Source organism: Stakelama saccharophila, from assembly GCF_032229225.1.
Taxonomy (GTDB): Bacteria; Pseudomonadota; Alphaproteobacteria; order Sphingomonadales; family Sphingomonadaceae; genus Sphingomonas; species Sphingomonas saccharophila.
Window position 1 is genome coordinate 638758 of the sequence record NZ_CP135076.1, and the last position, 23346, is coordinate 662103.

Genomic DNA, 23346 nt, shown 5'->3' on the forward strand with positions numbered 1-23346 from the left:
CGAACGCTTTCCGGCGGACCTGCCGTCCGGCGCGGACCGGACGCGGAACGCGCCATTGCCGGCCAGAGGCCGGCCCGCCGTGGTGACTGTCGATGCTGGTGACGTTCGCCCCGCTATGCTTGCCGAAGCGTTTCTAGGCGGCGCGGCCGCCGTTACGGTCGCGTTCGGCGATCGCCTCGGCCGGCTATGGCGACGCCTGGTGGCCGACGAGCGCGAGCAATTGCCCTGGCAGGCGCCCCTCATCGACATCGCGCGCAACCATTGCGGTTCGGAAAGCCTGGTGAAGAGCTTGGGCGATGTCGCCTATTTCCAGCCCGGCCAGCACGGCTATATCGCCCGCAAGATCGAGATCGACCGGGACGATGCCGGCACGCTGAAGCCGGAGCCGGCGCGCTTTTTCCAGGGCGATCGCGAATATGCCGTGCCCATGCCCGCGCTGTCCGAATGTTGCGCGATCGTGGACCTCATCATGGATGGATTGCGGCCGCGCGACCGGGCGCCGGGTACAAGTCGCGTCGTTCTGCAGCGGTTGAAATATCAGGCTGGTGCAGCGGAACTGGAGCGGCTGGAGGCGCTGACCCGCAACGCGATGGCGCGCTGGGGGCGCGTCGGGTTCCGGATCGATGCCCATCGCGGGCGCGTCAATCCGCGGCTCAATCGCAAGGGGCTGTCGGATGCCATGGCGATCATGATGCTCAACCCGCGCTTGCGCCGCCTCGCCGAGTGGGGAAATCGCACGTTCGGGGACCCGCGTCTCGCCCCGCCTTCGGGGGGCGGCCGCCGGATCGTCGAAGCCGCGCATCTGGATGACCGCTTCTTTTCCGCCATCTGCGGTTCCCGTGACACGATAGCTACCCAGGTCTATCATGCCGGTGCGTGGCACACCCTGCCGATCGGCCTCGACCGGCTGACGATCATCCCGGGCAAGACCGCCCAACGCGCCTTCGGGCTGACGCCGGCACTTCACCGGGTGATCTATTCCGGCGATGCGGCGGAAGGCGAGGTCGATCCGAGGACCGGCAACGTCACGATGCTGCTCGGCGCGGCCTGAGGGCATCAACCCTCGGCGCGGCCTCACCGCGCCTTCGCCGCGCGTTCGATCGCCGGCGCCATCAACCGGGCACCCGACGCGCTCAGATGGTTGCTATCGACGTAAAGCGGTCGGCCCTGGTCGGCGGCGCGGCACTGTCCGTCGCGGCACAATATCTGCGCAGGCCGGACGCGGTGCAACCGGGGCGACTGGCCGAGCCCGTCCAGCAGGGCGATCGTGCCGGCCTGACGCTGCTCATACAGCGATATCGGGCTGGTGAAGTCGTCGACGGTTCGGCCGTGCCTTGCCAGCCGTGCAAGGGTGAACGGCACGTCGTGGCCGATTTCGGGTATCGGATAGATCAGCACGATCGTCTTGCCGGCGGCAAGCAGCGCATGGATCATCGCTGCGATCCCGGCTGCTTCAGCATCACGCGCGGCACGGCTGAACTGACCGTATCGTCGTCCGGATTCATCCTGAAGCTCCGGCAGGTGATTGTTCGATTCGGCCGGGCCGAGCGCAGTTGCCCGCCCGTCATAATAATAGGTCCAGCGCGATGCGATGATGACCGTGTCGATCTGCGGATGGGAGGCCAGGAAGGCAAGGTTCCGTCGGTTCCGGGCAAGGCACGCCGTATCGGGCGCAACGGTCAGGAACGGTGGACAGCGTGATGCCGCGCCGTACAGGGTTGCAGCCCCGTGTTCGGCAATGCGCCCCATGGCGTGCCGCAGGGCGGCGGCATGGGAATCCCCCAGGAGTGCATATCGCAGCCGCGCCGGATCGCCGATGATGCAGTCGCGCCGCAGCGCCAGCCCGCCGTTGCAATGCCATGCATAGGGATTGGGCTCGTCGGCGGTTGCCGAAAGGCTGTTCACCCGCTGGGAAAAACGCTGGGGCAGGCCGTCCATGACGTAGAGCAGTGCACCGCTCGCAGCCGTGCCGACCAGAATGGTGGCCGCCGCGCCGAACAACGCCTTGCGCGAGCGTAACAGCCCGCCCGAACGGAACGGGCGTTCGACATAATACCAGGACAGGGTGGCGCACAGCAGGGCGAGCAGCGAGACGATGATCATCGCCGCCGGCGACGGCTCCTCGATCGAAACATACCGGGCATAGACGAACAGCGGCCAGTGCCAGAGGTAGAAGGAATAGGATATCTGGCCGATGAAAACCGCCGCCGGCCGGGACAGGACGTCACGCGCTATCGTCGGGTGATCGCCCATGCCGGCATGAATGACCATTGCGGAGCCGAGACAGGGCAGGATGGCGGCGGCGCCGGGAAAGACGGTGCGCTCCGAAAAGGCGGCGACCGCGAACAGGATCATGGCGAGTCCGCCCGTACCGGCGAGCTGGGCGGCCAGCGCGGAGCGGAAGGCGGGAACCAGTCCCATCGCCAGCAGCGCGCCCAGCACCAACTCCCAGGCGCGGTACGGCAGGAGATAGAATGCCGCGGTCGCATCGCGGCCCGTCATCCAGATGCACGCCGCCAGCGAGACCGCCAATATCCCCACCGTCGCGGCAAGCCGCAACCGGTGCGACAAGCGTGCGAGCACCAGCAGCAGGACCGGCCAGAAGAGGTAGAATTGCTCCTCCAGCGAAAGGGACCAGGTGTGAAGAACGAGCTTCAGTTTCGAAGAGCCGTCGAAATAGTCGTCCTGCATCCATAACAGCACGTTCGACAGCGATGCCGCGGCCGCCGACAGGTTGATGCCGAAGGTCGCCAGATCGCGCGGCAGCATGACGACCAGGCCGACCGCGAAGGACGCGATCAGCACTACGAACAGGGCGGGGAAGATACGCCGTATCCGCCGTTCGTAGAACCGTATCAGCGAGAACCGCCCGGCCGTCATGTCCGTGAGCAGAATCCTGGTGATCAGAAAGCCGGAGATCACGAAGAAGACGTCGACGCCGACGAACCCCCCGGAAAAGACGCCGAAGCCGGAATGGAAGAGCACCACCGGCAGTACCGCCACGGCGCGCAGGCCGTCGATATCGGCCCGATAGGCCTTGTTCGGCCGTGCGGCGGTGACGGGAATCCTGCCGGCCGCATCCAGCGCGGAACCGGAAAGGGCTATCGGCATCGGCGGATATCCGGCTTTCGCCGCTCGGGGTTGCAAGCCGTGGCGTGCATGACGGCGGTCATTGACTCGCTGCCTCCGCTGGTTCGGGGTGGAGGTGGGTCTGTTGCCCGGTTCGGTCCCGGGCGCCGGCTCCTAACCGACCAGCCCGGGTTCCGATTTCACCCGGTCGCGAACGGACGGGCGTTGATAGATGTCGAAGAACGGATCGAGATGACGTGCGATATATTCGTCGACGAAGGCGATCTCGTCCTCCGACAGGTAATCGACATAGCCGCCTGCCTTGCCACGCCGGACCTTGTAGCTTTCGGGATTGGCCGGATCGGCGGGGCGAAGGCGTTCGTGCTTGAACCCGTCCGACATCTCGATCTTGCGCAGATTCTCGAACGAGGCGAATTCCACGGCCTGGTCGAGCAGCGCGTCGTCGGGCTCGGGAATCTGCAGGAACGAACATGCTTCCCTCAGCACGCGGCGCGGGGCGACGTGCATGTCCTCATAGGTGATCCAGTGGAATGCGCGCACGCGCGAGCGGGCCTGCGCCCAGGCATTGTAGAAAGCGACGATCGCATCGATGCTGCCGCGTTCTTCGCGCAGATAGCGGCCGATCGAACAGTCGATGACCTTCATCCGGTTCTTGGCATCGAAATAATAGGACACCAGCACGTCGCGCGGATCGCGCGTCAGAAACAGGATGCGCTTGGCGGCATAGCGCGATTTGTCGGTTTCGACCTCCGCGCCGAATTTCAGGTTGGGCGAATCGTCGTGGGTGAATCCGATATTCGGAATGCGCGACGACAATTTCCAGAAATGCTGGATTTCCATCGGGTTGTCGAGCGCCAGATTGTATTGGCGAGAGATGATGTAGCCGATCATGGTGCGGAACCAGGTGCGGCCGGCCTTCGGATAGGAGAGAACGAACGCATCGCGCGCCCAATGGCTCGCGGCCCGGCGCAACGCGCCCATCGGTCCTTTCGTTTTGATGCTCCTGGGCAGCAGTATCTCGCCAGTCGAGAAGGAAAGGTCGCGAAGTCCGGCACGTAAGCGCGTCATGGCAGATCCCGTTCACTGTGTACTGGTCGGTGGATGCGGCCATCCGGCGCCTCCGTCGATCCGGCCGCTCACCTGTCCCTCGACTATAGCCTTGCATCGCGCATGCGCCCTTGCTTTTAAGGGTAATGCTCAAAGGGATAGCAATGCGCTCGCTTCCGCTTCTCGCCGCCGCGCCGGTCCCGACGGGCTGTGGCGGCGACGATGACGGCGGGCCGGTACGGATCGATCCGGAACCGGCGGGCGAGGGCGGGGTGAAGGGCGACATCTCGCTTTCCGGCTGACCCTGTTCGGGTGCGGGCGAAAAGCCTATCTGAACGGTAATGGCAAACACGAAACCCCGGACATCATCATGCTCGATACGCCTCTTTCCGAAGTTCCACTGATCTCTATGACGCAGCAGCGCGAGGATGCGGACGCCTTCGCGGCGGCCCTTGGCGGCTCGTTCGAGCGATTCGGTTTCGCCATGGTCGCCGATCACGGCATTGATGCGCGCCTGATCGACCGCGCCTGGAAGGAAACGGAGGCGTTCTTCGCGTTGCCCGAAGCGGAAAAGCGTCGCTATCACGTCGAAGGCGGTGGTGGTGCGCGCGGCTATACGCCGTTCAAGACCGAGATCGCCAAGGGCGCCGAACATGTGGACCTCAAGGAATTCTGGCATGTCGGGCGCGAGCTGCCGCCGGGTCACAAATATGAAAGCGACATGCCGGCCAATATCTGGCCCGACCGGCCGGAGGGTTTCCGCGAGACCTTCACCGAACTGTTCTCTGCCTTCGATGCCGCGGGCGACACGTTGCTCTCCGCCATCGCGCGCCATCTGGGGCTGAAGCCCGACTGGTTCGATCCGGCGGTGAAGGACGGCAATTCGATCATGCGCCTGCTCCATTATCCGCCGGTCGAACAGGATGCGCCCAATGTCCGCGCCGGCGCGCATGAGGACATCAACCTTATCACGCTGTTGCTGGGTGCCGAGGAGGCGGGACTCGAACTGCTCGACAGGGACGGCCGCTGGCTGCCCGTCAAGCCGCCTGAAGGCGCGATGGTCGTCAATGTCGGCGACATGCTGCAGCGGCTGACCAATCACGTTCTGCCGTCGACCACGCACCGCGTCGTCAACCCGCCGCCAGAGCGGCGCGGCCGGTCGCGCTATTCGATGCCGTTCTTCCTCCACCCCGCGCCCGATTTCCTGATCGAGACGCTGCCGGGCTGCATCGGCGAGGACAATCCCAATCGCTATCCCGAGCCGATCACCGCGCAGGACTATCTCTACGAGCGGCTGGTCGAGATCGGCCTCATCAAGAAATAGGGGCGGGTAAAGAATTCCTGCGTCACCTTTGAACTTGTTTGCGACCTACACCGGACGGTAGGGGGTGCTCCTGCTTCCGCAGGAATACCGACCGCTACTCGTCCGGATGGATGGGGCACGACCAATTGGGGAGAGCGCGATGACCGAACCGCTGCGCGTGGCGATTGCCGGCCTTGGCACCGTGGGGGCGGGCGTCATTCGCCTGCTCGACACCAATGGCGATCTGATCGCGCGGCGTGCCGGCCGGCCGATCGAGGTGGTGGCGGTCACCGCGCGCGACCGGTCGAAGGATCGCGGCGTCGATCTGTCGCGCTTCGACTGGGTCGACGATCCCACCGCGCTTGCCGCCGAAGCCGATGCAGATGTCGTGCTCGAACTCGTCGGCGGCGCAGACGGCACCGCGCTGGCGCTGGCGCGGGCCGCGCTCAAGGCGGGTAAGAATTTCGTCACCGCCAACAAGGCGATGATCGCGCATCACGGGCTCGAACTGGCGCAGGCGGCCGAGGGCGCGGGTGTCGCGCTCAAGTTCGAAGCCGCGGTCGCCGGCGGTATTCCGGTGGTGAAGGGCCTGCGCGAAGGTGCGGCGGCCAACGCCATCGACCGCGTCTATGGCGTGATGAACGGCACCTGCAATTTCATCCTGTCGAAGATGGAAAGCCAGGGTGGCGATTTCGCCGACGTACTGGCCGAGGCGCAAGCCAAAGGCTTTGCCGAAGCCGATCCCGGCTTTGACATTGATGGCGTGGACGCAGCGCACAAATTGTCGATTCTCTCCAGCATCGCTTTCGGCACCGAGCCCGCGTTCGGCGACGTCGCGATCGGCGGCATTCGCAACGTCGTGGCGGCGGATATCGCGGAGGCCGCGGCGCTCGGCTATCGCATCCGGCTCGTCGGCATCGCCGAGGCCGATGGCGAGGGGCTGTTCCAGCGCGTCCACCCCTATCTGGTGCCGATGGCGCATCCGCTGGCGCACGTGTCGGGTTCGACCAACGCCGTGGTGGCCGAGGGCAATTTCGTCGGCCGGCTGTTCTTTGAAGGCGCTGGTGCCGGCGACGGCCCGACGGCGAGCGCGGTGGTCGCCGACCTGATCGACATCGCGCGCGGCGAATTCGGCCCGCCCTACGCGATGCCGGTGACCGTGCTGGCGAAACAGCCGCCCGCACCCACCGGCGAGCGCCGCGGCCGCGCTTATGTCCGGCTGACGGTGGCGGACAAGGTCGGCGTACTGGCGGAAATCGCAGCGGCGATGCGCGACGCCGGCGTGTCGATCGAGGCGCTGATGCAGCGCGGCGCGTTGGCGGACGGCAGCGTACTCGTCGCCATCGTCACGCATGAGGGACCCGAGCGCTGCGTCGCGCAGGCGCTGGAGACGCTGTCGGCCTCGTCCAACATGACCGGTCCGCCGATGTGGATGCACATTCTAGGGGAGTAGCGTTCTAGGGGAGTAGCGTTTGGCTGAGTGCCGGATGCCCCTTCCCGTTTGTGCTGAGCCTGTCGAAGCACGGTTCTTCTTCAACGCTAAGAAGAAGGGCAGCCTTTCGACAAGCTCAGGGCGAACGGAGAGGCTGAGCCCCGCTTTCGCGGAACCGTAGCATCAGCCGGGCATTGCTCGACAAGCCATCACCGCTCGCTTATCGACGCGGCCAACGACAGTTTCAAAGGATGCCCGCGCCATGCCGTCCACCAGTCAGAATCTCGACCGCGTTCTCGTTCTCGAAATGGTGCGCGTTACCGAGGCCGCGGCCATCGCCGCATCCTCGCTTATCGGGCGCGGCAACGAAAAGGCCGCCGATGCCGCCGCGGTGGAGGCGATGCGCGATTCGCTCAACTCGCTCCACATGGACGGCACCGTCGTGATCGGCGAGGGCGAGCGCGACGAGGCGCCGATGCTCTATATCGGCGAAAAGGTCGGCATCACCGATGGTGACGTGCCCTCGATCGACATCGCGCTCGACCCGCTGGAGGGCACCACCATCACGGCCAAGGCCGGTCCCAACGCGCTCGCCGTATTGGCGATCGCCGAAAAGGGCTGTCTGCTCAATGCGCCCGATGTCTATATGGAAAAGATCGCGATCGGTCCCGGCTATGACAAGGGGGTCATCGACCTCGACAAGAGCCCGCGCGAAAATGTCGAGGCGGTGGCGATGGCGAAGGGCGTGGCGCCGCACGAGATCATCGCCTGCGTCCTCGACCGGCCGCGCCACGAAGGGCTGATCGCCGAACTGCGCGAGGTCGGTTGCGGTATCGTGCTGATTCCGGACGGCGATGTCGCCGGCGTGATCGCGACGACCGATCCCGAAACCACCATCGACATCTATATGGGCCAGGGCGGTGCGCCCGAGGGCGTGCTGGCGGCGGCGGCGCTGCGCTGCGTCGGCGGCCAGTTTCAGGGCCGGCTCGTCTTCCGCAACGACGACGAGCGCGGGCGCGCGCGCAAATGGGGGATCGAGGATCTCGACAAGATCTATGATCTCGACGATCTCGCCAAGGGGGATTGCATCTTCGCCGCCACGGGCGTCACCGACGGTTCGCTGCTGGAGGGTGTGAAGCGTTTCGGTACCAAGATGACGACCGAAAGCGTCGTCATGCGTGCAAGCTCCGGCACCGTGCGGTGGGTAAAGGGCGAGCACCGCATCGGTCGCTGACCGCCTCATGGTCGTGGCGCTGACCCTGATCGCGCTCGCGGCCTATGTGCTGTTCCTGAAGGGCCGGCTGGCCGACCGGCTGGGCATCGATCGCTTCGACCGTGCGGCCATGTACCGCTTCTGGGTCGTCAAGGCGCTGTTGCTGTTCGCGTTGCCGTCGCTGCTCGCGCTGGTGTTGCTCGGCCGCATGGACCTGTTGATTGTGATGCCGGCGGGATTTGCTCGGGCGGCGCTTGCCGTCGGCATCCTGCCCGGCGCGTGGCGGGGCGACGCGACCATGTTGCAGACAATGACAGCAGGCCTGATAGGCGGCGGATTGCTGGGCGTGGTCATCGCCAGATGGCGGATGCGCCGGGGGCGGCGACCATGGATGCTGGGCGAGGTGGGGCAGGTCCTGCCGCGCCATCGCGGCGAACTGCCGTGGACCCTCCTCCTGTCGCTGACGGCCGGTGTTACGGAGGAGCTGTATTTCCGGCTGCTCTTGCCGCTGTTGAGCCTGATGCTGCTCGGCGCCGCCCTGCCGGGGTTCGCCCTGTCGCTCATCCTTTTCGCGCTGGCGCACGGCTATCAACGCTGGCTCGGCATGGCCGGCGCCCTGGCGCTGGGCGTGATATTCACTGCCGTCTATTGGCTGACCGCAAGCCTGTGGGTCACGATGGCGCTTCATGCGCTGGTCGATTGCAACAGCCTGTTCCTGCGGCCATTGTTGCTGGGCCTGCCGCCCGCGCCCGTCAGCTTTTCAGGCGATAGCCGCTCTTGAAGATCCAGGTGATCAGCGCAAGGCACAGCGCCATGAACAGTGCGATGAAGCCGAGGCTCCAGCCCACCGACACGTCGCCCTGGCCGAAAAAGCTCCAGCGGAAGCCGCTGACCAGATAGACGACCGGATTGAACAGGCTGACCGTGCGCCACGGTTCCGGCAGCATGTCGATCGAATAGAAGGCGCCGCCGAGGAAGGTGAGCGGCGTCACCAGCAGCGCCGGCACGATCGACAATTGCTCGAATCCCTGCGCCCAGATGCCGATGATGAAGCCGAACAGGCTGAAGGTCAGCGCGGTCAGCAGCAGGAATGCGATCATCGCCAGCGGATGGTCGATATGCAGGTCGACGAACAGCGTCGAGGTGGCGAGAATGATGAGGCCCAGCACCACCGATTTGGTCGCCGCCGCGCCGACATAGCCGATCACCATCTCCATCGCCGATACCGGCGCCGACAACAGCTCGTATATCGTGCCGGTGAATTTCGGGAAATAGATGCCGATCGACGCATTCGAGATGCTTTGCGTCAAAAGCGTCAGCATGATGAGGCCAGGCACGATGAAGCTGCCGTAATCGACGCCGCCCACTTCCTGCATCCGGCTGCCGATCGCGCCGCCGAAGACGACGAAGTACAGCGATGTGGTGATCACCGGTGTCGCCACCGACTGCCACAGCGTGCGCAGCGCGCGCGCCATTTCGAAGCGATAGATCGCCCAGATGCCGTGCCCGTTCATATTGGCGCCCCTGTCCGTTTGCTTCGAGCGAAGTCGAGAAGCGTCTCCATGCCGTGCCATGTCTCTCGACTTCGCTCGAGACGAACGGGCGATTCGCTGCACACGATGCTCATGCCGCCTTCTCCTCATCGGGTTGCGACACGAGACCGACGAAAATATCCTCGAGCGAGCTTTTCGATGTCTCCAGATCCTTGAAGGCGATCCCGAGATCGCCGAGCTTGCGCAGCAGCGACGGGATACCCGTTCGCTCCGCCTGTGCATCGAAGGTGTAGCGCAGGCGGTTCCCCTCGTCCTCCAGCGAAAGATCCCATTCGGCGAGCGCCTCGGGAATCGCCGCGATCGGGTCGACTAGCAGGATATCGAGTTCGCGCTTGCCCAGTTTGGACATCAATGCCTGCTTTTCGTCGACCAGCAGCAGCTCGCCATTGGCGATCACGCCCACGCGGTCGGCCATTTCCTCCGCCTCGTCGATATAATGGGTCGTCAGGATGATGGTGACGCCGCGTGTCCTGAGGCGCGAAATGAGCTTCCACATGTCGCGCCTCAGCGACACGTCGACGCCTGCCGTGGGTTCGTCGAGGAACAGGATATCGGGTTCGTGCGCCAGCGCCTTCGCGATCAGGACGCGACGCTTCATGCCGCCCGACAGGTGCATGATCTTGGACTTGCGCTTGTCCCACAGCGACAGGTCGCGCAGGATTTCCTCGATATAGGCATCGTGCCCGCTGCGGCCGAACAGGCGGCGGCTGAACTTCACCGTCGCCAGCACCGTCTCGAACTGATCGGTGGCAAGCTCCTGCGGCACAAGGCCGATCATCGCGCGTGCCTTGCGATAGTCGCGGATCGCATCGTGGCCCGCGACGGTGATCGTGCCGCCGCTGGGCGTCACGATACCGCAGACGATGCTGATCATCGTCGTCTTGCCCGCGCCGTTCGGCCCCAGCAGCGCGAAGATCTCGCCCTTTCGGATGTCCAGATCGACGGATTTCAGCGCCTGATGCCCGCCGCCATAGGTCTTGCTGACGCCGGTTAGCGAAAGGATCGGTTCCACGAAAGCCCCCTGTTGCGGAACGACAGGTAGGAATGCGTCGCCGGTTCGGCAACGCCGGCGCTCAGCTTTTCGCGTGCTCGATCTGCGCCTGGAGCTGCTGATAGGGCAGCGCGCCCGATGTCACGCGGTTGCCGATCACCCAGGCGGGGGTGCCGGTGACGCCCAGTTGCCGGGCCATGGACAGGTTCTGCGCGATCTGCCGCGCCGCTTCCTGCGAGCCTGCGAACTGGGCGGCGCGGTCCATGTCGAGCCCGGCCACCCGCGCCGCGTGACGGATCGCGTCTTCCGTCAGCCGATCGGCGGCGAACAACGTGTCGTGGAATTTTTCGAACTTGCCCTGTTCGGCCGCGGCCAGGCTCCACTGTGCCGCGGTTTCGCTCTGTGCGCTGAGGATCGGCAACTCGCGATAGACGACGCGCACGCCGGGATCGCCTTTCACCAGCTTGTCGATTTCCGGCAGGCTGGCCCGGCAGAAGCCGCAGGCATAGTCCATATAGACGACGACCGTAGCCTTCGGATCCTTCGCGCCCTCCCACGCCCCGGCAAAGGGATCGACGATCGCCTCGCGATTGGCGGCGACGACCTGGGCGGTTTCCTTTTCGCGCAGGCGGTCCATCGCCTCCGGCAGGATTTCGGGGTGCTCCAGCACATAATCGTGAACCACCCGCTCCATGGCAGCCCGGTCGGCGGAGACGCCGGGGATCGCGCGTTGCAGGACCGCGAACGCGCCCGCGCCGATCAGGGCGGAGATGAGGACGACGAGGATCAGGCGGAGCGGGGTCTTGGTCAGGCTTTCGGTCACGATCCGCGCCTACGCCCGTGATCCATTTCGTCAACCTGGTTCTTGGACACCATGACGATGTCCTGCGCCCGCAGCCGGTCGGGCGTGTCCTTCGGCAGGCCGGCCACCGCGGCACGCGCGCTGACGAGCGCGAGCATGGGGTCGCCGGTCAGATTGGCGCGCTCGGCCGATGCCAGCGCGGCACGCGCGGCATCGCCTTTGCGTTCATAGACGGTGCCGAGTTGAAGCCACGCGAAGGGATTTTCGTCGTCGCGGGCGATCGCCTGGCGCAAGACGGATTCCGCCTCCTTCAGATGATCGGGATTTTCGGTCGCCACCAGCGCATGGCCGAGTGTCGTGCCGATCATCGGCGCGTGATCGCTCAGCGCCACCGCCTTGCGCAGCGGATCGAGCGCCTGTTCCGGCCGCCCCGATTCCAGCAGGATCTGCCCCTTGAGTTCGAGGAAATAGGGATTTTCGGGTTCGGCCGAGACCAGTGCCTCGGCCTCGGCATCCGCGCGGTCGGGATAGCCGGCGCGGTGATAGGCATAGGCTCGCGCATAATGCGCCGGCAGCGAATTGGTGGTTTCGGGATAGTCCCGCAACACCGTGTTCTTGTCCTCCACATACCCTTCGAGCTTCGCCTGGACGAGTTCGAAGCGTTGTTCCAGTCCGGGCGGGGTCGATTTGCCCCAGGCCGAGGATTTGTGCAGGTCGTTGGTAAGCGCCGCGATGCGCTCTCCGGTCAGCGGGTGACTGCGGTTGAAGCTGTCGTCCTGGGGCACGCCGATGCGATATTCGTAATTCTGCAGCTTCTTGAAGAAGGCGAGCATGCCCTTGCCGCTGATATGCGCGCGGTCGAGATAGTCGGCACCTGCGGCGTCGGCCGATGCCTCCTGCGTGCGGCTGAAGGCGAGATAGCGGCCCAGGGCGGCGCGCTGGCCCGCGGCCAGGATACCCATGCCGGCATCGCCCGCGCCGGCCGCCATCGCCGCTACGCCCAGCAACAGGCTTCCGATCGAGATCCCGGTGGCCGACTTCGCGCCGCGATCGGCCAGCGGCACGTGGCCGCCGACGATATGACCCAGTTCATGGGCGATCACGCCCTGCACCTGATTGGCGTTGTCGGCCGCCTCGATCAGCCCGGAATGGAGGAACACCACCTGCCCGCCGGCGACGAAGGCGTTGATCCCCTTGTCCTGGATGATGATGATTTCGACATTCTTCGGCGAAAGCCCCGCCGCTTCGATGATCGGGCGCGACATGTCCTTCAGCAGCGCCTCCGTCTCGGTGTCGCGCAGGATCGTCTGCGCCCGGACGGGCAGCGCGAACAGGAGACAGCAAAAGGCGAGGGCGGCGATGATCCGCTTCATGGCACCACTATCGGGCAGATTGCCCCTCCGATCAACGCGGTCCGTTTCCCTTGATGGTCGCGGAATGTAGGTGCGGCGGCCTGAACTTGCGCTGAAGCGGCATCGGCCGGCATGTCCGTGATCGAGGCGACGAACATGCCGGCCCGGGATCAGCCGAAGGTGCGCTGCCACCAGCCGCGCCGCGGCTTCGCTTCCTCGTCCGCGTCGGCCTTGCCGCCGTCCACCGCGGCGGACGCTCCGTCACCGGCATCGGCTTCCTCCGCCGGCGCAGATGGCGCCGCAGGCTCGAGATCCTGCTCGACGGTTTCCGCTTCGGTCTCCGCCTTCTTGCGGCGCCCACCGCGACCGCGCGCATTGGGAGCTTCTTTCGCCTCTGCTTCCGCTTCGGCCTTGGCCGGAGGCACGGCGTCCGCGTCCGCCGCGACGTCGTCGACGGTCTTCTTCTTGCGGCGCGTACGCTTGGGTTTCGGCTTTTCCTCCGCAGCCTCCACGGTTTCCGAGACTTCCGCGGGCGCCTCACTTTCCGTCCGTGCCTTGGGCCGACGACGCGTGCGCTTGGGCTTGGCCTCGGCCGCTTCCGGGGCTGATTCCGGTTCGGCCGGTGTTTCGGCGGCTTCCGTCACCGGCTCGGCCGGTGCAGCGGCGGCAGGCGCGTCCTGCTGCTCCACCGAATCCCGATCCTCGACGCCGTTCTCGTCCTCCGCCTTGCGACCGCGATTGCGACGTCCGCCGCGACGTCCGCGCCGGCGGCGCTTCGGCTTGTCGTCGTCACTGTCCTCTTCACCGGCGGATTCGGCCGTTTCCTGCTCGGATTCCTCATCGCCGTCTTCGGACGTTTCGTCGGAGTCGCGTTCCTCTTCGCCCGGACCGCCGCGATTGCGCCGGCCACGGCGGCGGCGGCGGCGGCGGCGTGCGCCTTCGCCCTCCTCGTCGTGCGATTCGGCTTCGGTCTCTTCCTCCTCGGGCGTTTCCTCGGGCAGGTCGTCGTCGTTATATTCGACTATCTGGTCGAGCTTGGGCGCATGTGCGGGCGGCGGGCCGGAAGCCTCGACCGACATGCGGGCGCCCTCGATCTCCCCATCCGACACGATCTCGACGGAAACGCCGTAGCGTTCTTCGATCTCGGCGATGTCGGCGCGCTTCTTGTTGAGCACGTAGAAAGCGGCCTCCTGGCTGGCGCGCAGCGTCAGCACCGAGCCGCGGCCGCGCGCCGCCTCGTCCTCGATCAGGCGCAGCGCCGACAGGCCCGCCGACGACGCCGTGCGGACGAGGCCGGTGCCCTCGCAATGCGGGCACTGGCGGGTGGAGGCCTCCAGCACGCCCGTGCGCAGGCGCTGGCGGCTCATCTCCATCAGGCCGAAGGCGGAGATGCGGCCCACCTGGATGCGCGCGCGATCGGCCTTCAGCGCCTCCTTCATCGCCTTTTCGACCTTCCGGACATTGGACGAATGATCCATGTCGATGAAATCGATGACGACCAGACCCGCCATATCGCGCAGGCGGAGCTGACGGGCGATTTCCTGCGCCGCTTCCAGGTTGGTCGCGGTCGCGGTCTGCTCGATATTGTGCTCGCGCGTGGACCTGCCGGAATTGATGTCGATCGACACCAGCGCTTCGGTCGGATTGATGACCAGATAGCCGCCCGATTTGAGCTGCACGACCGGGTGGTACATCGCGCCGAGCTGGTCTTCGACGTGATGGCGCTGGAACAGCGGAACTGCGTCCGAATACTGCTTCACGCGCCGCGCATGGCTGGGCATCAGCAGCTTCATGAAGTCCTTGGCCTGGCGGTAGCCGTCCTCGCCCTCGACGATCACCTCGCCGATGTCGCGGTTGTAGATGTCGCGGATCGCGCGCTTGATGAGGTCGCTGTCGCCATAGACCGGGCACGGCGCGGTCGATTTCAGCGTCGCCTCGCGAATGCCGTCCCACAGCCGCGCCAGATAGTCGAAGTCGCGCTTGATCTCGGTCTTGGTGCGTTGCAGCCCGGCGGTGCGTACGATGCAGCCCATGGTCGGCGGCAGCTTCATCTCCGCCATGATCGTCTTCAGCCGCTTGCGGTCGGCAGCGGACGAGATCTTGCGCGAAATGCCGCCGCCATGGGCGGTGTTCGGCATCAGCACGCAATAGCGGCCGGCAAGGCTCAGATAGGTGGTGAGCGCCGCGCCCTTGTTGCCGCGCTCTTCCTTGACGACCTGGACCAGCAGTACCTGCCGCCGGCGGATAACGTCCTGGATCTTGTAGCGCTTCCTGAGCGACATGCGGCGCTGGCGCAGTGCCTCGACCGCGCTCTTGTCGCGCTTGCCGCCGCGATTCCCGGCCTGGTCGCCGTCTTCGGCCTCCGCCTCGGCTTCATCCTCGTCGCTGGGCCGCTCGAGCACCTCGAGATCGCCCTCGCCGTCCTCGTCGACCTCCTCTTCGGCGCGCAGCGCGGCCTCCTCGGCGGCATGCTCGGCCTCTTCGGCGAGCAGGGCGTCGCGATCCTCCTTGGGGATCTGATAATAATCGGGGTGAATCTCGGAAAAGGCGAGGAAGCCGTGGCGGTTGCCGCCATAATCGACGAACGCCGCTTGCAGCGAGGGTTCGACGCGGGTTACTTTCGCCAGATAGATATTGCCCTTGAGCTGCTTTCGCTCCGCGGACTCGAAATCAAACTCCTCGATCCGGTTTCCCTTGACGACGGCCACGCGGGTTTCCTCCCGGTGGCGTGCGTCGATCAACATACGCATGGTCATTTATTGTTCTCCGGGCGCGCCGGCCGGCATGCGGCGGCGCGCAGTCAACAAGGCCCGCCGACGGGGTTGGAAACGGTCCGTCGGCGGGGGTGTCAAAAAGAAATGCTGCTGCTGTCGCGGCACGGCCGGACCGGTGATCCGACGCTTCCGTCGCGGCGCGCCCGCCCGGCTGGGCCAAGCGGTGCAGGCGAAACGGAACTTGCCTCATACAGCGTCAACCTGAAAATGCCGCGCTCGCCCGAAATTCGGCGGCGCGCGGGAAATTGAGCGGCTGTTCCGGGCAGGTGCCCGGGGCCGGTCCCATCTGCCTAGCACCGCTGGAGTTGCGCGGCAACACTGGCGGGGGCGTCGGCGGCGGCAAGGCGCTGCCGGACGCCCGGCAAATCCCCGCCGCCGTGCCGACCGCGCCGCTTGACCGCGCCTCGAAGGCAGGACTGCCGGGCGAGCCTCGTTGGCGGGCAACCGGACCGTTCATCATGCTTTTTGGCTGGACCGGCAAGGTTGCGAGGCGGCATAGCGTCGGTGTGGGTTTCCTGTTGCTGATTCTGGCGAGCTGGATGGGCGGAGCGCCGGCCTGGACGTCGGCGGTCGAGGATATCCGGATCGCGCCCGATCGCATCGTGATCCGGTTCGACGGGCGCGTCGCCGATGCCCGTTCCTTTCTCCGGTCGGGGGCGGAACGGACCGTGGCCGACGGCGGCGGTGCGTCCTCCGGCGTCGCGTCGCATACCGCCGGGGTAACCGCGCGCGTGCGCCGGGTGGTCCATGGGCCGGATTCGGCGCGAATCGTGTTCGACCTTTCGCGCCCGGCGATCGTCACCGGCGGCAGCTTCGGCGCCGATGGCCGCACCCTGACGCTGAGCCTCCGCAATGTCGGCGACGCCGATTTCCATCATGCCGTCGCGCGGGGGCGGGCACATTCTCTGCCGGATTTCGCATTCGGGCATCGCCGCTCCGCGCCCTCGATAACGATGGATGTGCCGCCGGTGCGCGATGACGGATCGCTGCCACGCATCTACGGCGCTGCCGCCGGACGCCCGCTGGTGGTGATCGACGCCGGGCATGGCGGCCACGATCCGGGCGCGATCGGTGTCGACGGGCTGCGCGAGAAGAACGTGACGTTGAAGATCGCCGAAGCGATCAAGGCGGAACTCATCCGTTCCGGCCGGGTGCGCGTCGCACTGACGCGCGAGAGCGACCGATTCCTGCCGCTGCGCCGGCGTTATGCGATCGCGCGCCGGCTGCATGCCGGCCTGTTCCTTTCCATCCATTGCGACAGCGCCGCCAATCCCGACGCGACGGGTGCGACCGCCTACACCCTGTCGGAAGTCGCCTCCGACAAGGAGGCGGCCCGGCTGGCGGCACGCGAGAACAAGGCCGACGTCATCGCCGGCGTCGACCTCGATCGGCAGAGTGCGGACATCTCTTCGATCCTGATCGACCTTACCCAGCGTCAGACCATGAACGCATCCGCCGGCTTCGCCCGGCTGCTGGGGCGCGAGGCTGAGCCGCTCATCCGCACCAAGGACGATTTTCATCGCATGGCCTCGCTGATGGTGCTCAAGGCGCCGGACATGCCTTCCATCCTGTTCGAGGCAGGCTATATCTCCAACGAGGACGATGCCGCGATGCTGGCTTCCGCCGCGGGGCGCAAGCATATCGCCAGGGCGATCCGGGAGGCGGTGGACATCCACTTCGCCAGACAGCTCGCCTCGCGCTGACGGATGGGCACGATATTGCGACACCCTGGCCGTCGCGAATGTCTGGCATGTACGGCAAATCCTGCTAGACCCGCCTCGGTATGAGCGAGAGTGAAGCGTCCGGGTTCAACATCAGTCTGAAGCGCGAAATGCAGGGGATTCGCAGCGAATTCCGCGCGGTGCGCAAGCGCTGGTGGTTCAAGGTTCTGGCTTGGCTGGCCGTGCTCGCGGGGCTGGGGGCGTTCGCCCTGTGGCTCTTCATCGCCCGCGACCTGCCGTCGGTCCAGCAGTTGAAGGCTTATGAGCCGCCGCTGCCGACCAACGTCCGCGCGATCGATGGCGAGCCGGTGCATTCCTATGCGCGCGAGCGCCGGATCGTCCTCAGCTATGACGAGTATCCGCCCTTGCTGGTGAAGGCCTATCTGGCGGCCGAGGACCGGACCTTCTTTCAGCATCACGGCGTCGACATCCCCGGCATCGCCAGCGCGATGTGGACCAATATCACCCATAGCGGCCGCCCGGTCGGCGCTTCGACCATCACCCAGCAGGTGGCGAAGAACCTGCTTCTGACCAATCGCGTCAGCTATGTCCGCAAGGCCAAGGAGGCGATCCTCGCCTGGCGGATCGAGGATGCGCTGACCAAACAGCAGATCCTCGAACTCTATCTCAACCAGATCTTTCTCGGGCGGAACGCCTATGGCGTCGAAGCCGCCAGCCAGGCCTATTTCGACAAGGATCTCGATCAGCTTTCGCTGGCGCAGATGGCCTATCTGGCGATCCTGCCCAAGGGGCCGGCCAATTACGATCCGGAACGGCATACCGAACGTGCGCTGTCGCGGCGCAACTGGGTGCTGGGGGAGATGCGGCGCAACGACTTCATCACCGAAGCGCAGTACCGCGAGGCGGTGGACCAGCCGCTGGGCGCCGTCAGCCGGCGCATGCCGCGCTACGATCGGGTCGGCGGCTATTTCATCGAGGCGGTGCGGCGCCAGCTCGTCGATGAATTCGGCGAGACGGCGGAGGACGGACCGCACAGCGTCTATGCCGGCGGTCTGTGGGTGCGGACCTCGCTCGACCCCGAACTCCAGCGATATGCGCAGAAGGCGCTGCGTGACGGCCTGATCCGGTTCGATCGCGGCCGCGGCTGGAGCGGCCCGATCCGGGAAACCGACCTGGAGGCGGACGGCGACTGGCGCGGCACCCTGCTCGGCACCAATGTCGGGACCGACTATGACGATTGGGATGTCGCCATCGTCATCGACAAGGCGGATGGATCGGCCCGGATCGGCTTTGCCGACGGCCGTATCGCCGATCTGCCGCGCGGCAATGCGACGATGCCCGTGCGCGGCAAGGGCGGCACCGCCTTCGCGGCGCTGAAGCGCGGGGACGTGATCGCGGTTTCGCCGGCGGGCGACGATTATCGCCTCCAGTCCATTCCCAGGGTTTCCGGCGGCATGGTGGTCGAGGATCCCAGTTCGGGCCGGGTGATGGCGATGCAGGGCGGGTTCGATTCGCGCATTCAGGCGTTCAACCGCGCCATCCAGGCCGAACGCCAGCCTGGTTCCACGATCAAGCCGATCGTCTATTCCGCCGCGCTCGAACAGGGCATGACGCCGGCGACGATCATCATGGACGCGCCATTCTGCGTGGAGCAGGGCGCGGGGCTGGGGCGGAAATGCTTTCGCAACTTCGGCAATGAAGGCGCCGCCGGCCCGCGCACCATGCGGTGGGGCATCGAACAGTCGCGCAACCTGATGACGGTGCGCGCCGCCCAGCGCACGGGCATCGAACACGTCGTCGACATGATTCACCGGCTCGGCGTCAGCGAAAAGAAGCTGCCGCCTTATCTTTCCTACGCGCTGGGTGCGGGCACCACGACCGTCATGCGCATGGTGAACGCCTATTCCATCATCGCCAATCACGGCCAGGCGCTCACCCCGACGCTGGTCGATTATGTCCAGGATCGCCAAGGCAAGGTCATCTGGCCGAAAAACTGGCGGCCGTGCGAACGCTGCAACGCGCCCGACTGGGACGGCAAGGCGATGCCGCGTCCGGTCACCCGCTCGCGCCAGCTCATGGACCCCATCACCGCCTATCAGATGGTGCATATCACCGAAGGCGTGATCCAGCGCGGCACCGGGCGGCGGCTGCGCAGCCTCGATCGGCCGATGATCGGCAAGACAGGCACCACGACCGGGCCGACCGACACATGGTTCATCGGCGGCACGCCGCAGATGATCGGCGGCCTTTATGTCGGATACGACAATCCGCGGCCGATGGGCCATTATGCGCAGGGCGCGACGGTCGCCGCACCGATCTTCCAGGCATTCGCGGAAAAAGCGCTCGAAGATCTGCCCAAACTCGCCTTCCGCGCGCCGCACGGGACGCGGATGGTGAAGATCAATCGCATCACCGGCAAGCCGGTCTTCGGCGCGTGGCCCACCGATGCGATCAAGGCGCCGGTGATCTGGGAGGCGTTCAAGCCCGAAAGCGAGCCGCGCCGCCGCGCCCGCGAACAGGAAGACGAAGCGCCGGAGCCGGCCAAACGGGCGCCGGAGCGCAGGCAGCGGGAGTCCGACGACAGCGACTTCTTGCAAAGACAGGGCGGAATCTACTAGCGGCCGTGGCGATAGCGAGGGCATCGGCACTACCGCCTGTCCGAAGATTTGACGCAGTCCCGACGCCTGTCCACATTCCGGCAACGGCGGCCGGGCTGCCCATGACGTGAACGGAGTAACCGATGCGCGCCGAAGCGCAGGCTCATTTGGACAGGATCGACGCGGCCGTGGCGCTGCTCAGGCGTTTTCTCGACTGGGACAAGGCGCTGCGCCGGCTGGACGAACTCAACGCGCGGGTCGAAGACCAGGCGCTGTGGGACGATCCGAAGCAGGCGCAGGAAGTGATGCGTGAGCGCCAGCGCCTGGATGCCGCCATTTCCAGCACGCGCGAGATCGCGGTGGAGCGGGACGATACCGCGGAGCTGATCGAAATGGCAGAGGCCGAGGGCGATCAGGCGATGGCGGACGAAGGCGTCGCGGCGCTGCAGGCGCTGGCCGAGCGCGCGGAGAAGGACAAGGTGCAGGCCCTGCTCGCCGGCGAGGCGGATGCCAACGACACCTATCTGGAAATCCACGCCGGCGCCGGCGGAACGGAAAGCCAGGACTGGGCCGAGATGCTGCAGCGCATGTATCAGCGCTGGGCCGAGCGGCGCGGGATGAAGGTCGAACTGGTCGACTATCATGCCGGCGAACAGGCGGGCATCAAGTCGGCGACGCTGCTGCTGAAGGGCGAGAACGCCTATGGTTATGCCAAGACCGAAAGCGGCGTGCACCGGCTGGTGCGCATCTCGCCCTATGACAGCTCGGCCCGGCGGCATACGAGCTTTTCCAGCGTCTGGGTCTATCCCGTCATCGACGACGATATCGACGTGGAGGTCAACGACAGCGATCTTCGCATCGATACCTATCGCGCGAGCGGCGCGGGCGGGCAGCACATCAACACCACCGATTCGGCGGTCCGCATCACCCATCTGCCGACCGGCATCGTCGTCGCCTGCCAGAACCAACGTTCGCAGCACAAGAACCGGGCCGAGGCGATGAAGCAGCTCAAGGCCCGCCTCTACGAAGCCGAACTGCGCCGGCGCGAGGAAGAGGCCGACGCCGTCAACGCGTGCAAGTCGGACATCGGCTGGGGGCACCAGATCCGGTCCTATGTGCTGCAACCCTATCAACTCGTGAAGGACCTGCGCACAGGTGTCACGTCGACCAGCCCGTCCGACGTGCTCGACGGCGACCTCGATCCCTTCATGGCGGCGGCTCTGTCGCAGCGCGTGACGGGGGAGACCGTCGAGGTGGAGGACGTCGACTGATGCGCCTGCGCCCGGCGTTGCTGATCGCGTTCGCGGCGCTGCCGCCGCTGGCGGCCTGCGACGGCGGTCCTCCGCGGGTGCCGCAACACAATAGCGAGGATGTCGGCGAATTTCCCGCCGCCGACCGGCCGGTCGCCAGCATCGTTTCCAGCCGATGGTCGAACGAGGAGGCCCGCGACCGGCTGAACGAGGCCGGTGAGGTAATGGACAAGGCCGGCATCAAGCCGGGCATGACGGTCGCAGACATCGGCGCGGGCGAGGGCTATTACACCATCCGCCTGTCGAAGCGCGTCGGCCCGGACGGCCGCGTGCTGGCGGAGGACATCGTGCCGGAGGTGCGCGATGCGCTCGCCCAGCGCGTGGCGCGCGAGCGGCTCGACAATGTCAGTGTGCGACTGGGGAAGGCGCAGGACCCGAAGCTGCCGGAAAACAGCTTCGACCGGATCCTGATGGTCCACATGTATCACGAGATCGAGTCGCCCTACGAATTTCTCTGGCGGATTCGGCCTTCGCTCCGCGCCGACGGGCAGGTGATCGTGGTCGACGCCGACCGCGAGACGCGCAATCACGGCACGCCGCCGGCGCTGCTCAAATGCGAATTCGCCGCGGTGGGGTACGAACTCGTGCGATTCGAGGACATGCCCTCGGCCGGCGGCTACATGGCCGCGTTCCGGGCGCGGGGCGGGCGGCCGGCGCCCGAGGTGATCCGCCCCTGTCGCCTGGCGAGCCATGTCGGCAATAGTGGCGGAAGCGCCCGCCCGCCCGAAAGCTGAACTTGGCGCTGCCGCGATCAGCGGCTAGTCCTTGCCCCGCAATGCGGCAATATCTCGACCTGATGCAGCGTGCGCTCGACCACGGCGCAGAACAGTCCGACCGGACCGGCGTCGGCACGCGGTCCGTCTTCGGCCACCAGATGCGCTTCGATCTGGCCGAAGGATTCCCGGTGCTGACCACCAAGAAGCTTCACCTGCGCTCGATCATCGTCGAGCTTTTGTGGTTTCTGCGCGGCGACACCAATGTCCGCTGGCTGCAGGACCGGAAAGTCAGCATCTGGAACGAATGGGCCGACGAAAACGGCGATCTCGGCCCGGTCTATGGCAAGCAATGGCGCGACTGGCAGGCCGCCGACGGGCGCCATATCGACCAGATCGCCGAACTGATCGACACGATCCGGGCGACCCCTGCGTCGCGCCGGCAGATCGTCACCGCCTGGAATCCGGGCGAGCTGCACGCCATGGCGCTCAGCCCGTGCCACTGCCTGTTTCAGACGCATGTCGCGAACGGCAAGCTCAGCCTGCAGCTCTACCAGCGCTCGGCGGACATCTTCCTCGGCGTACCGTTCAATATCGCCTCCTACGCGCTTCTCACCCACATGCTCGCCCAGCAATGCGATCTGGATGTCGGCGAGTTCATCTGGACCGGCGGCGACTGCCACCTCTATTCCAACCATCTCGACCAGGCCCGCCAACAGCTCAGCCGCGCGCCCGGCCCGTTGCCGCGCCTGGAAATCCTGTGCAGGCCCGCAGCGATCGATTCCTACGAATATGAGGATTTCGTGCTCCACGGTTACGAAGCGCAGCCGCACATCAAGGCACCGGTGGCGGTTTGATGGCGGCGCCGTCTCATTCCTCCCCTGGAAGGGGAGGGGAACCAGCCGCAGGCTGGTGGAGGGGTGTTGCCGGCTGCCACGCCGTCATTGCGAGACCCCTCCACCGCGCAAGCGCGGTTCCCTTCCCCTTGCGGGGGAGGATATGATCACCTTCTTTCTGGCACGTGCCGACAATGGCGTGATCGGCAAGGACGGGGACTTGCCCTGGCATATCCCCGCCGACCTGAAGCGGTTCAAGGCCATGACCATGGGCAAGCCGCTCGTCATGGGGCGCAAGACCTTCGAGAGTTTCCCCAGCCTGCTCAAGGGGCGGCGCCATATCGTTCTGACGCGCGATCGCGACTGGCAGGCGCCGGGGGCCGAGGTCGCGCACAGGCCGGAGGACGCGTTGGCGCTGGCGGGCGAGGGCGAGGTCGCGGTGATCGGCGGCGCGGAGATCTTCGCCATCTATCGCGACCGGGCCGATCGCGTCGAACTGACGGAGGTTCACTGCGCGCCGGCCGGCGACGCGACCGTACCCGCCTTCGATGCCGCCGCGTGGCGCGAAACTGTCCGTGAGGACCATTTGGCGGAAGGCGAGCGCCCCGCGTTCAGCTTCGTTACGCTGGAACGGCGCTGAAAGCGATTTGG

General features: G+C 66.0%; 19 protein-coding genes. 12 read left to right on the plus strand and 7 right to left on the minus strand.

What is annotated here, in order from left to right; genetic code table 11:
- Positions 1-82 precede the first annotated feature (82 nt).
- The gene (locus tag RPR59_RS02880) at positions 83-1051 is read left to right on the plus strand and encodes a hypothetical protein (RefSeq protein ID WP_313916475.1); all 969 of its coding nucleotides are present in this window, start codon (positions 83-85) and stop codon (positions 1049-1051) included.
- A 23-nt stretch (positions 1052-1074) separates the two neighbouring features.
- Here RPR59_RS02880 and RPR59_RS02885 read toward each other — a convergent pair whose 3' ends face one another.
- Positions 1075-3111 (minus strand): acyltransferase family protein, encoded by a 2037-nt coding sequence (locus RPR59_RS02885; protein WP_313916477.1) that lies wholly within the window; start codon positions 3109-3111, stop codon positions 1075-1077.
- A 132-nt stretch (positions 3112-3243) separates the two neighbouring features.
- Positions 3244-4158 (minus strand): sulfotransferase domain-containing protein, encoded by a 915-nt coding sequence (locus RPR59_RS02890; protein WP_313916479.1) that lies wholly within the window; start codon positions 4156-4158, stop codon positions 3244-3246.
- A 143-nt stretch (positions 4159-4301) separates the two neighbouring features.
- Between RPR59_RS02890 and RPR59_RS02895 the strand changes: the two genes are divergently transcribed.
- The 5 genes from RPR59_RS02895 (at position 4302) to RPR59_RS02915 (ending at position 8866) form a co-directional block, all read left to right on the plus strand.
- Complete coding sequence (locus RPR59_RS02895) at positions 4302-4439, plus strand: hypothetical protein (protein WP_313916481.1); 138 nt, start codon at positions 4302-4304, stop codon at positions 4437-4439.
- A gap of 68 nt (positions 4440-4507) precedes the next feature.
- The gene (locus RPR59_RS02900; RefSeq protein ID WP_313916483.1) at positions 4508-5461 is read left to right on the plus strand and encodes an isopenicillin N synthase family dioxygenase; all 954 of its coding nucleotides are present in this window, start codon (positions 4508-4510) and stop codon (positions 5459-5461) included.
- Positions 5462-5600: 139 nt separating this feature from the next.
- Positions 5601-6893: a homoserine dehydrogenase gene (locus RPR59_RS02905; RefSeq protein ID WP_313916485.1), complete on the plus strand. Its 1293-nt coding sequence runs from the start codon at positions 5601-5603 to the stop codon at positions 6891-6893.
- Positions 6894-7134: 241 nt separating this feature from the next.
- On the plus strand, positions 7135-8106 hold the full coding sequence (glpX, locus tag RPR59_RS02910) for a class II fructose-bisphosphatase (protein ID WP_313916487.1): 972 nt from the start codon (positions 7135-7137) through the stop codon (positions 8104-8106).
- 7 nt (positions 8107-8113) lie between these two features.
- Positions 8114-8866, plus strand: a complete 753-nt coding sequence (locus tag RPR59_RS02915) for a CPBP family intramembrane glutamic endopeptidase (RefSeq protein WP_313916489.1) — start codon at positions 8114-8116, stop codon at positions 8864-8866.
- Here the strand turns inward: RPR59_RS02915 and RPR59_RS02920 are convergent.
- The 5 genes from RPR59_RS02920 to RPR59_RS02940 all read right to left on the minus strand — a co-directional run bounded on the left by RPR59_RS02920 (position 8838) and on the right by RPR59_RS02940 (position 15539).
- Complete coding sequence (locus RPR59_RS02920) at positions 8838-9599, minus strand: ABC transporter permease (RefSeq protein WP_313916491.1); 762 nt, start codon at positions 9597-9599, stop codon at positions 8838-8840. The genes RPR59_RS02915 and RPR59_RS02920 overlap by 29 nt on opposite strands.
- Positions 9600-9708: 109 nt before the next feature.
- On the minus strand, positions 9709-10650 hold the full coding sequence (locus RPR59_RS02925; protein ID WP_313916493.1) for an ABC transporter ATP-binding protein: 942 nt from the start codon (positions 10648-10650) through the stop codon (positions 9709-9711).
- A 61-nt stretch (positions 10651-10711) separates the two neighbouring features.
- Positions 10712-11452 (minus strand): DsbA family protein, encoded by a 741-nt coding sequence (locus RPR59_RS02930; RefSeq protein WP_313916495.1) that lies wholly within the window; start codon positions 11450-11452, stop codon positions 10712-10714.
- Positions 11449-12804, minus strand: coding sequence for a M48 family metalloprotease (locus tag RPR59_RS02935; protein WP_313916497.1), 1356 nt, complete (start codon positions 12802-12804; stop codon positions 11449-11451). Before RPR59_RS02935 ends, RPR59_RS02930 begins: the two co-directional genes overlap by 4 nt.
- Positions 12805-12953: 149 nt before the next feature.
- Entirely contained in the window at positions 12954-15539 is a 2586-nt protein-coding gene (locus RPR59_RS02940; protein WP_313916499.1) for an Rne/Rng family ribonuclease, read from the minus strand.
- Positions 15540-15862: 323 nt separating this feature from the next.
- Here RPR59_RS02940 and RPR59_RS02945 point away from each other — a divergent pair, with 323 nt between their 5' ends.
- The 6 genes from RPR59_RS02945 (at position 15863) to RPR59_RS02970 (ending at position 23335) form a co-directional block, all read left to right on the plus strand.
- Positions 15863-17260: an N-acetylmuramoyl-L-alanine amidase family protein gene (locus RPR59_RS02945; protein ID WP_313916501.1), complete on the plus strand. Its 1398-nt coding sequence runs from the start codon at positions 15863-15865 to the stop codon at positions 17258-17260.
- 80 nt (positions 17261-17340) lie between these two features.
- Positions 17341-19857, plus strand: a complete 2517-nt coding sequence (locus RPR59_RS02950) for a penicillin-binding protein 1A (RefSeq protein WP_313916504.1) — start codon at positions 17341-17343, stop codon at positions 19855-19857.
- A 122-nt stretch (positions 19858-19979) separates the two neighbouring features.
- Positions 19980-21107, plus strand: a complete 1128-nt coding sequence (prfB, locus tag RPR59_RS02955) for a peptide chain release factor 2 (protein WP_313916506.1) — start codon at positions 19980-19982, stop codon at positions 21105-21107.
- Positions 21107-21880, plus strand: a complete 774-nt coding sequence (locus tag RPR59_RS02960) for a class I SAM-dependent methyltransferase (protein WP_313916508.1) — start codon at positions 21107-21109, stop codon at positions 21878-21880. Before prfB ends, RPR59_RS02960 begins: the two co-directional genes overlap by 1 nt.
- Before the next feature lie 41 nt (positions 21881-21921).
- Positions 21922-22716, plus strand: coding sequence for a thymidylate synthase (locus tag RPR59_RS02965; protein WP_313916510.1), 795 nt, complete (start codon positions 21922-21924; stop codon positions 22714-22716).
- Between the two features lie 142 nt (positions 22717-22858).
- A complete protein-coding gene (locus RPR59_RS02970; RefSeq protein ID WP_313916512.1) occupies positions 22859-23335 on the plus strand; it encodes a dihydrofolate reductase in 477 nt (158 codons plus the stop codon).
- Positions 23336-23346 lie beyond the last annotated feature (11 nt).

Coding starts and splice junctions, on each gene's coding strand:
- RPR59_RS02970 (WP_313916512.1), top strand. CDS start 22,859: ATGATCACCTTCTTTCTGGCACGTGCCGACAATGGCGTGATCGGCAAG.
- RPR59_RS02890 (WP_313916479.1), bottom strand. CDS start 4,158: ATGACGCGCTTACGTGCCGGACTTCGCGACCTTTCCTTCTCGACTGGC.
- RPR59_RS02965 (WP_313916510.1), top strand. CDS start 21,922: ATGCGGCAATATCTCGACCTGATGCAGCGTGCGCTCGACCACGGCGCA.
- RPR59_RS02940 (WP_313916499.1), bottom strand. CDS start 15,539: ATGACCATGCGTATGTTGATCGACGCACGCCACCGGGAGGAAACCCGC.
- RPR59_RS02915 (WP_313916489.1), top strand. CDS start 8,114: ATGGTCGTGGCGCTGACCCTGATCGCGCTCGCGGCCTATGTGCTGTTC.
- glpX (WP_313916487.1), top strand. CDS start 7,135: ATGCCGTCCACCAGTCAGAATCTCGACCGCGTTCTCGTTCTCGAAATG.
- prfB (WP_313916506.1), top strand. CDS start 19,980: ATGCGCGCCGAAGCGCAGGCTCATTTGGACAGGATCGACGCGGCCGTG.
- RPR59_RS02950 (WP_313916504.1), top strand. CDS start 17,341: ATGAGCGAGAGTGAAGCGTCCGGGTTCAACATCAGTCTGAAGCGCGAA.
- RPR59_RS02905 (WP_313916485.1), top strand. CDS start 5,601: ATGACCGAACCGCTGCGCGTGGCGATTGCCGGCCTTGGCACCGTGGGG.
- RPR59_RS02935 (WP_313916497.1), bottom strand. CDS start 12,804: ATGAAGCGGATCATCGCCGCCCTCGCCTTTTGCTGTCTCCTGTTCGCG.
- RPR59_RS02885 (WP_313916477.1), bottom strand. CDS start 3,111: ATGCCGATAGCCCTTTCCGGTTCCGCGCTGGATGCGGCCGGCAGGATT.
- RPR59_RS02960 (WP_313916508.1), top strand. CDS start 21,107: ATGCGCCTGCGCCCGGCGTTGCTGATCGCGTTCGCGGCGCTGCCGCCG.
- RPR59_RS02920 (WP_313916491.1), bottom strand. CDS start 9,599: ATGAACGGGCACGGCATCTGGGCGATCTATCGCTTCGAAATGGCGCGC.
- RPR59_RS02900 (WP_313916483.1), top strand. CDS start 4,508: ATGCTCGATACGCCTCTTTCCGAAGTTCCACTGATCTCTATGACGCAG.
- RPR59_RS02895 (WP_313916481.1), top strand. CDS start 4,302: ATGCGCTCGCTTCCGCTTCTCGCCGCCGCGCCGGTCCCGACGGGCTGT.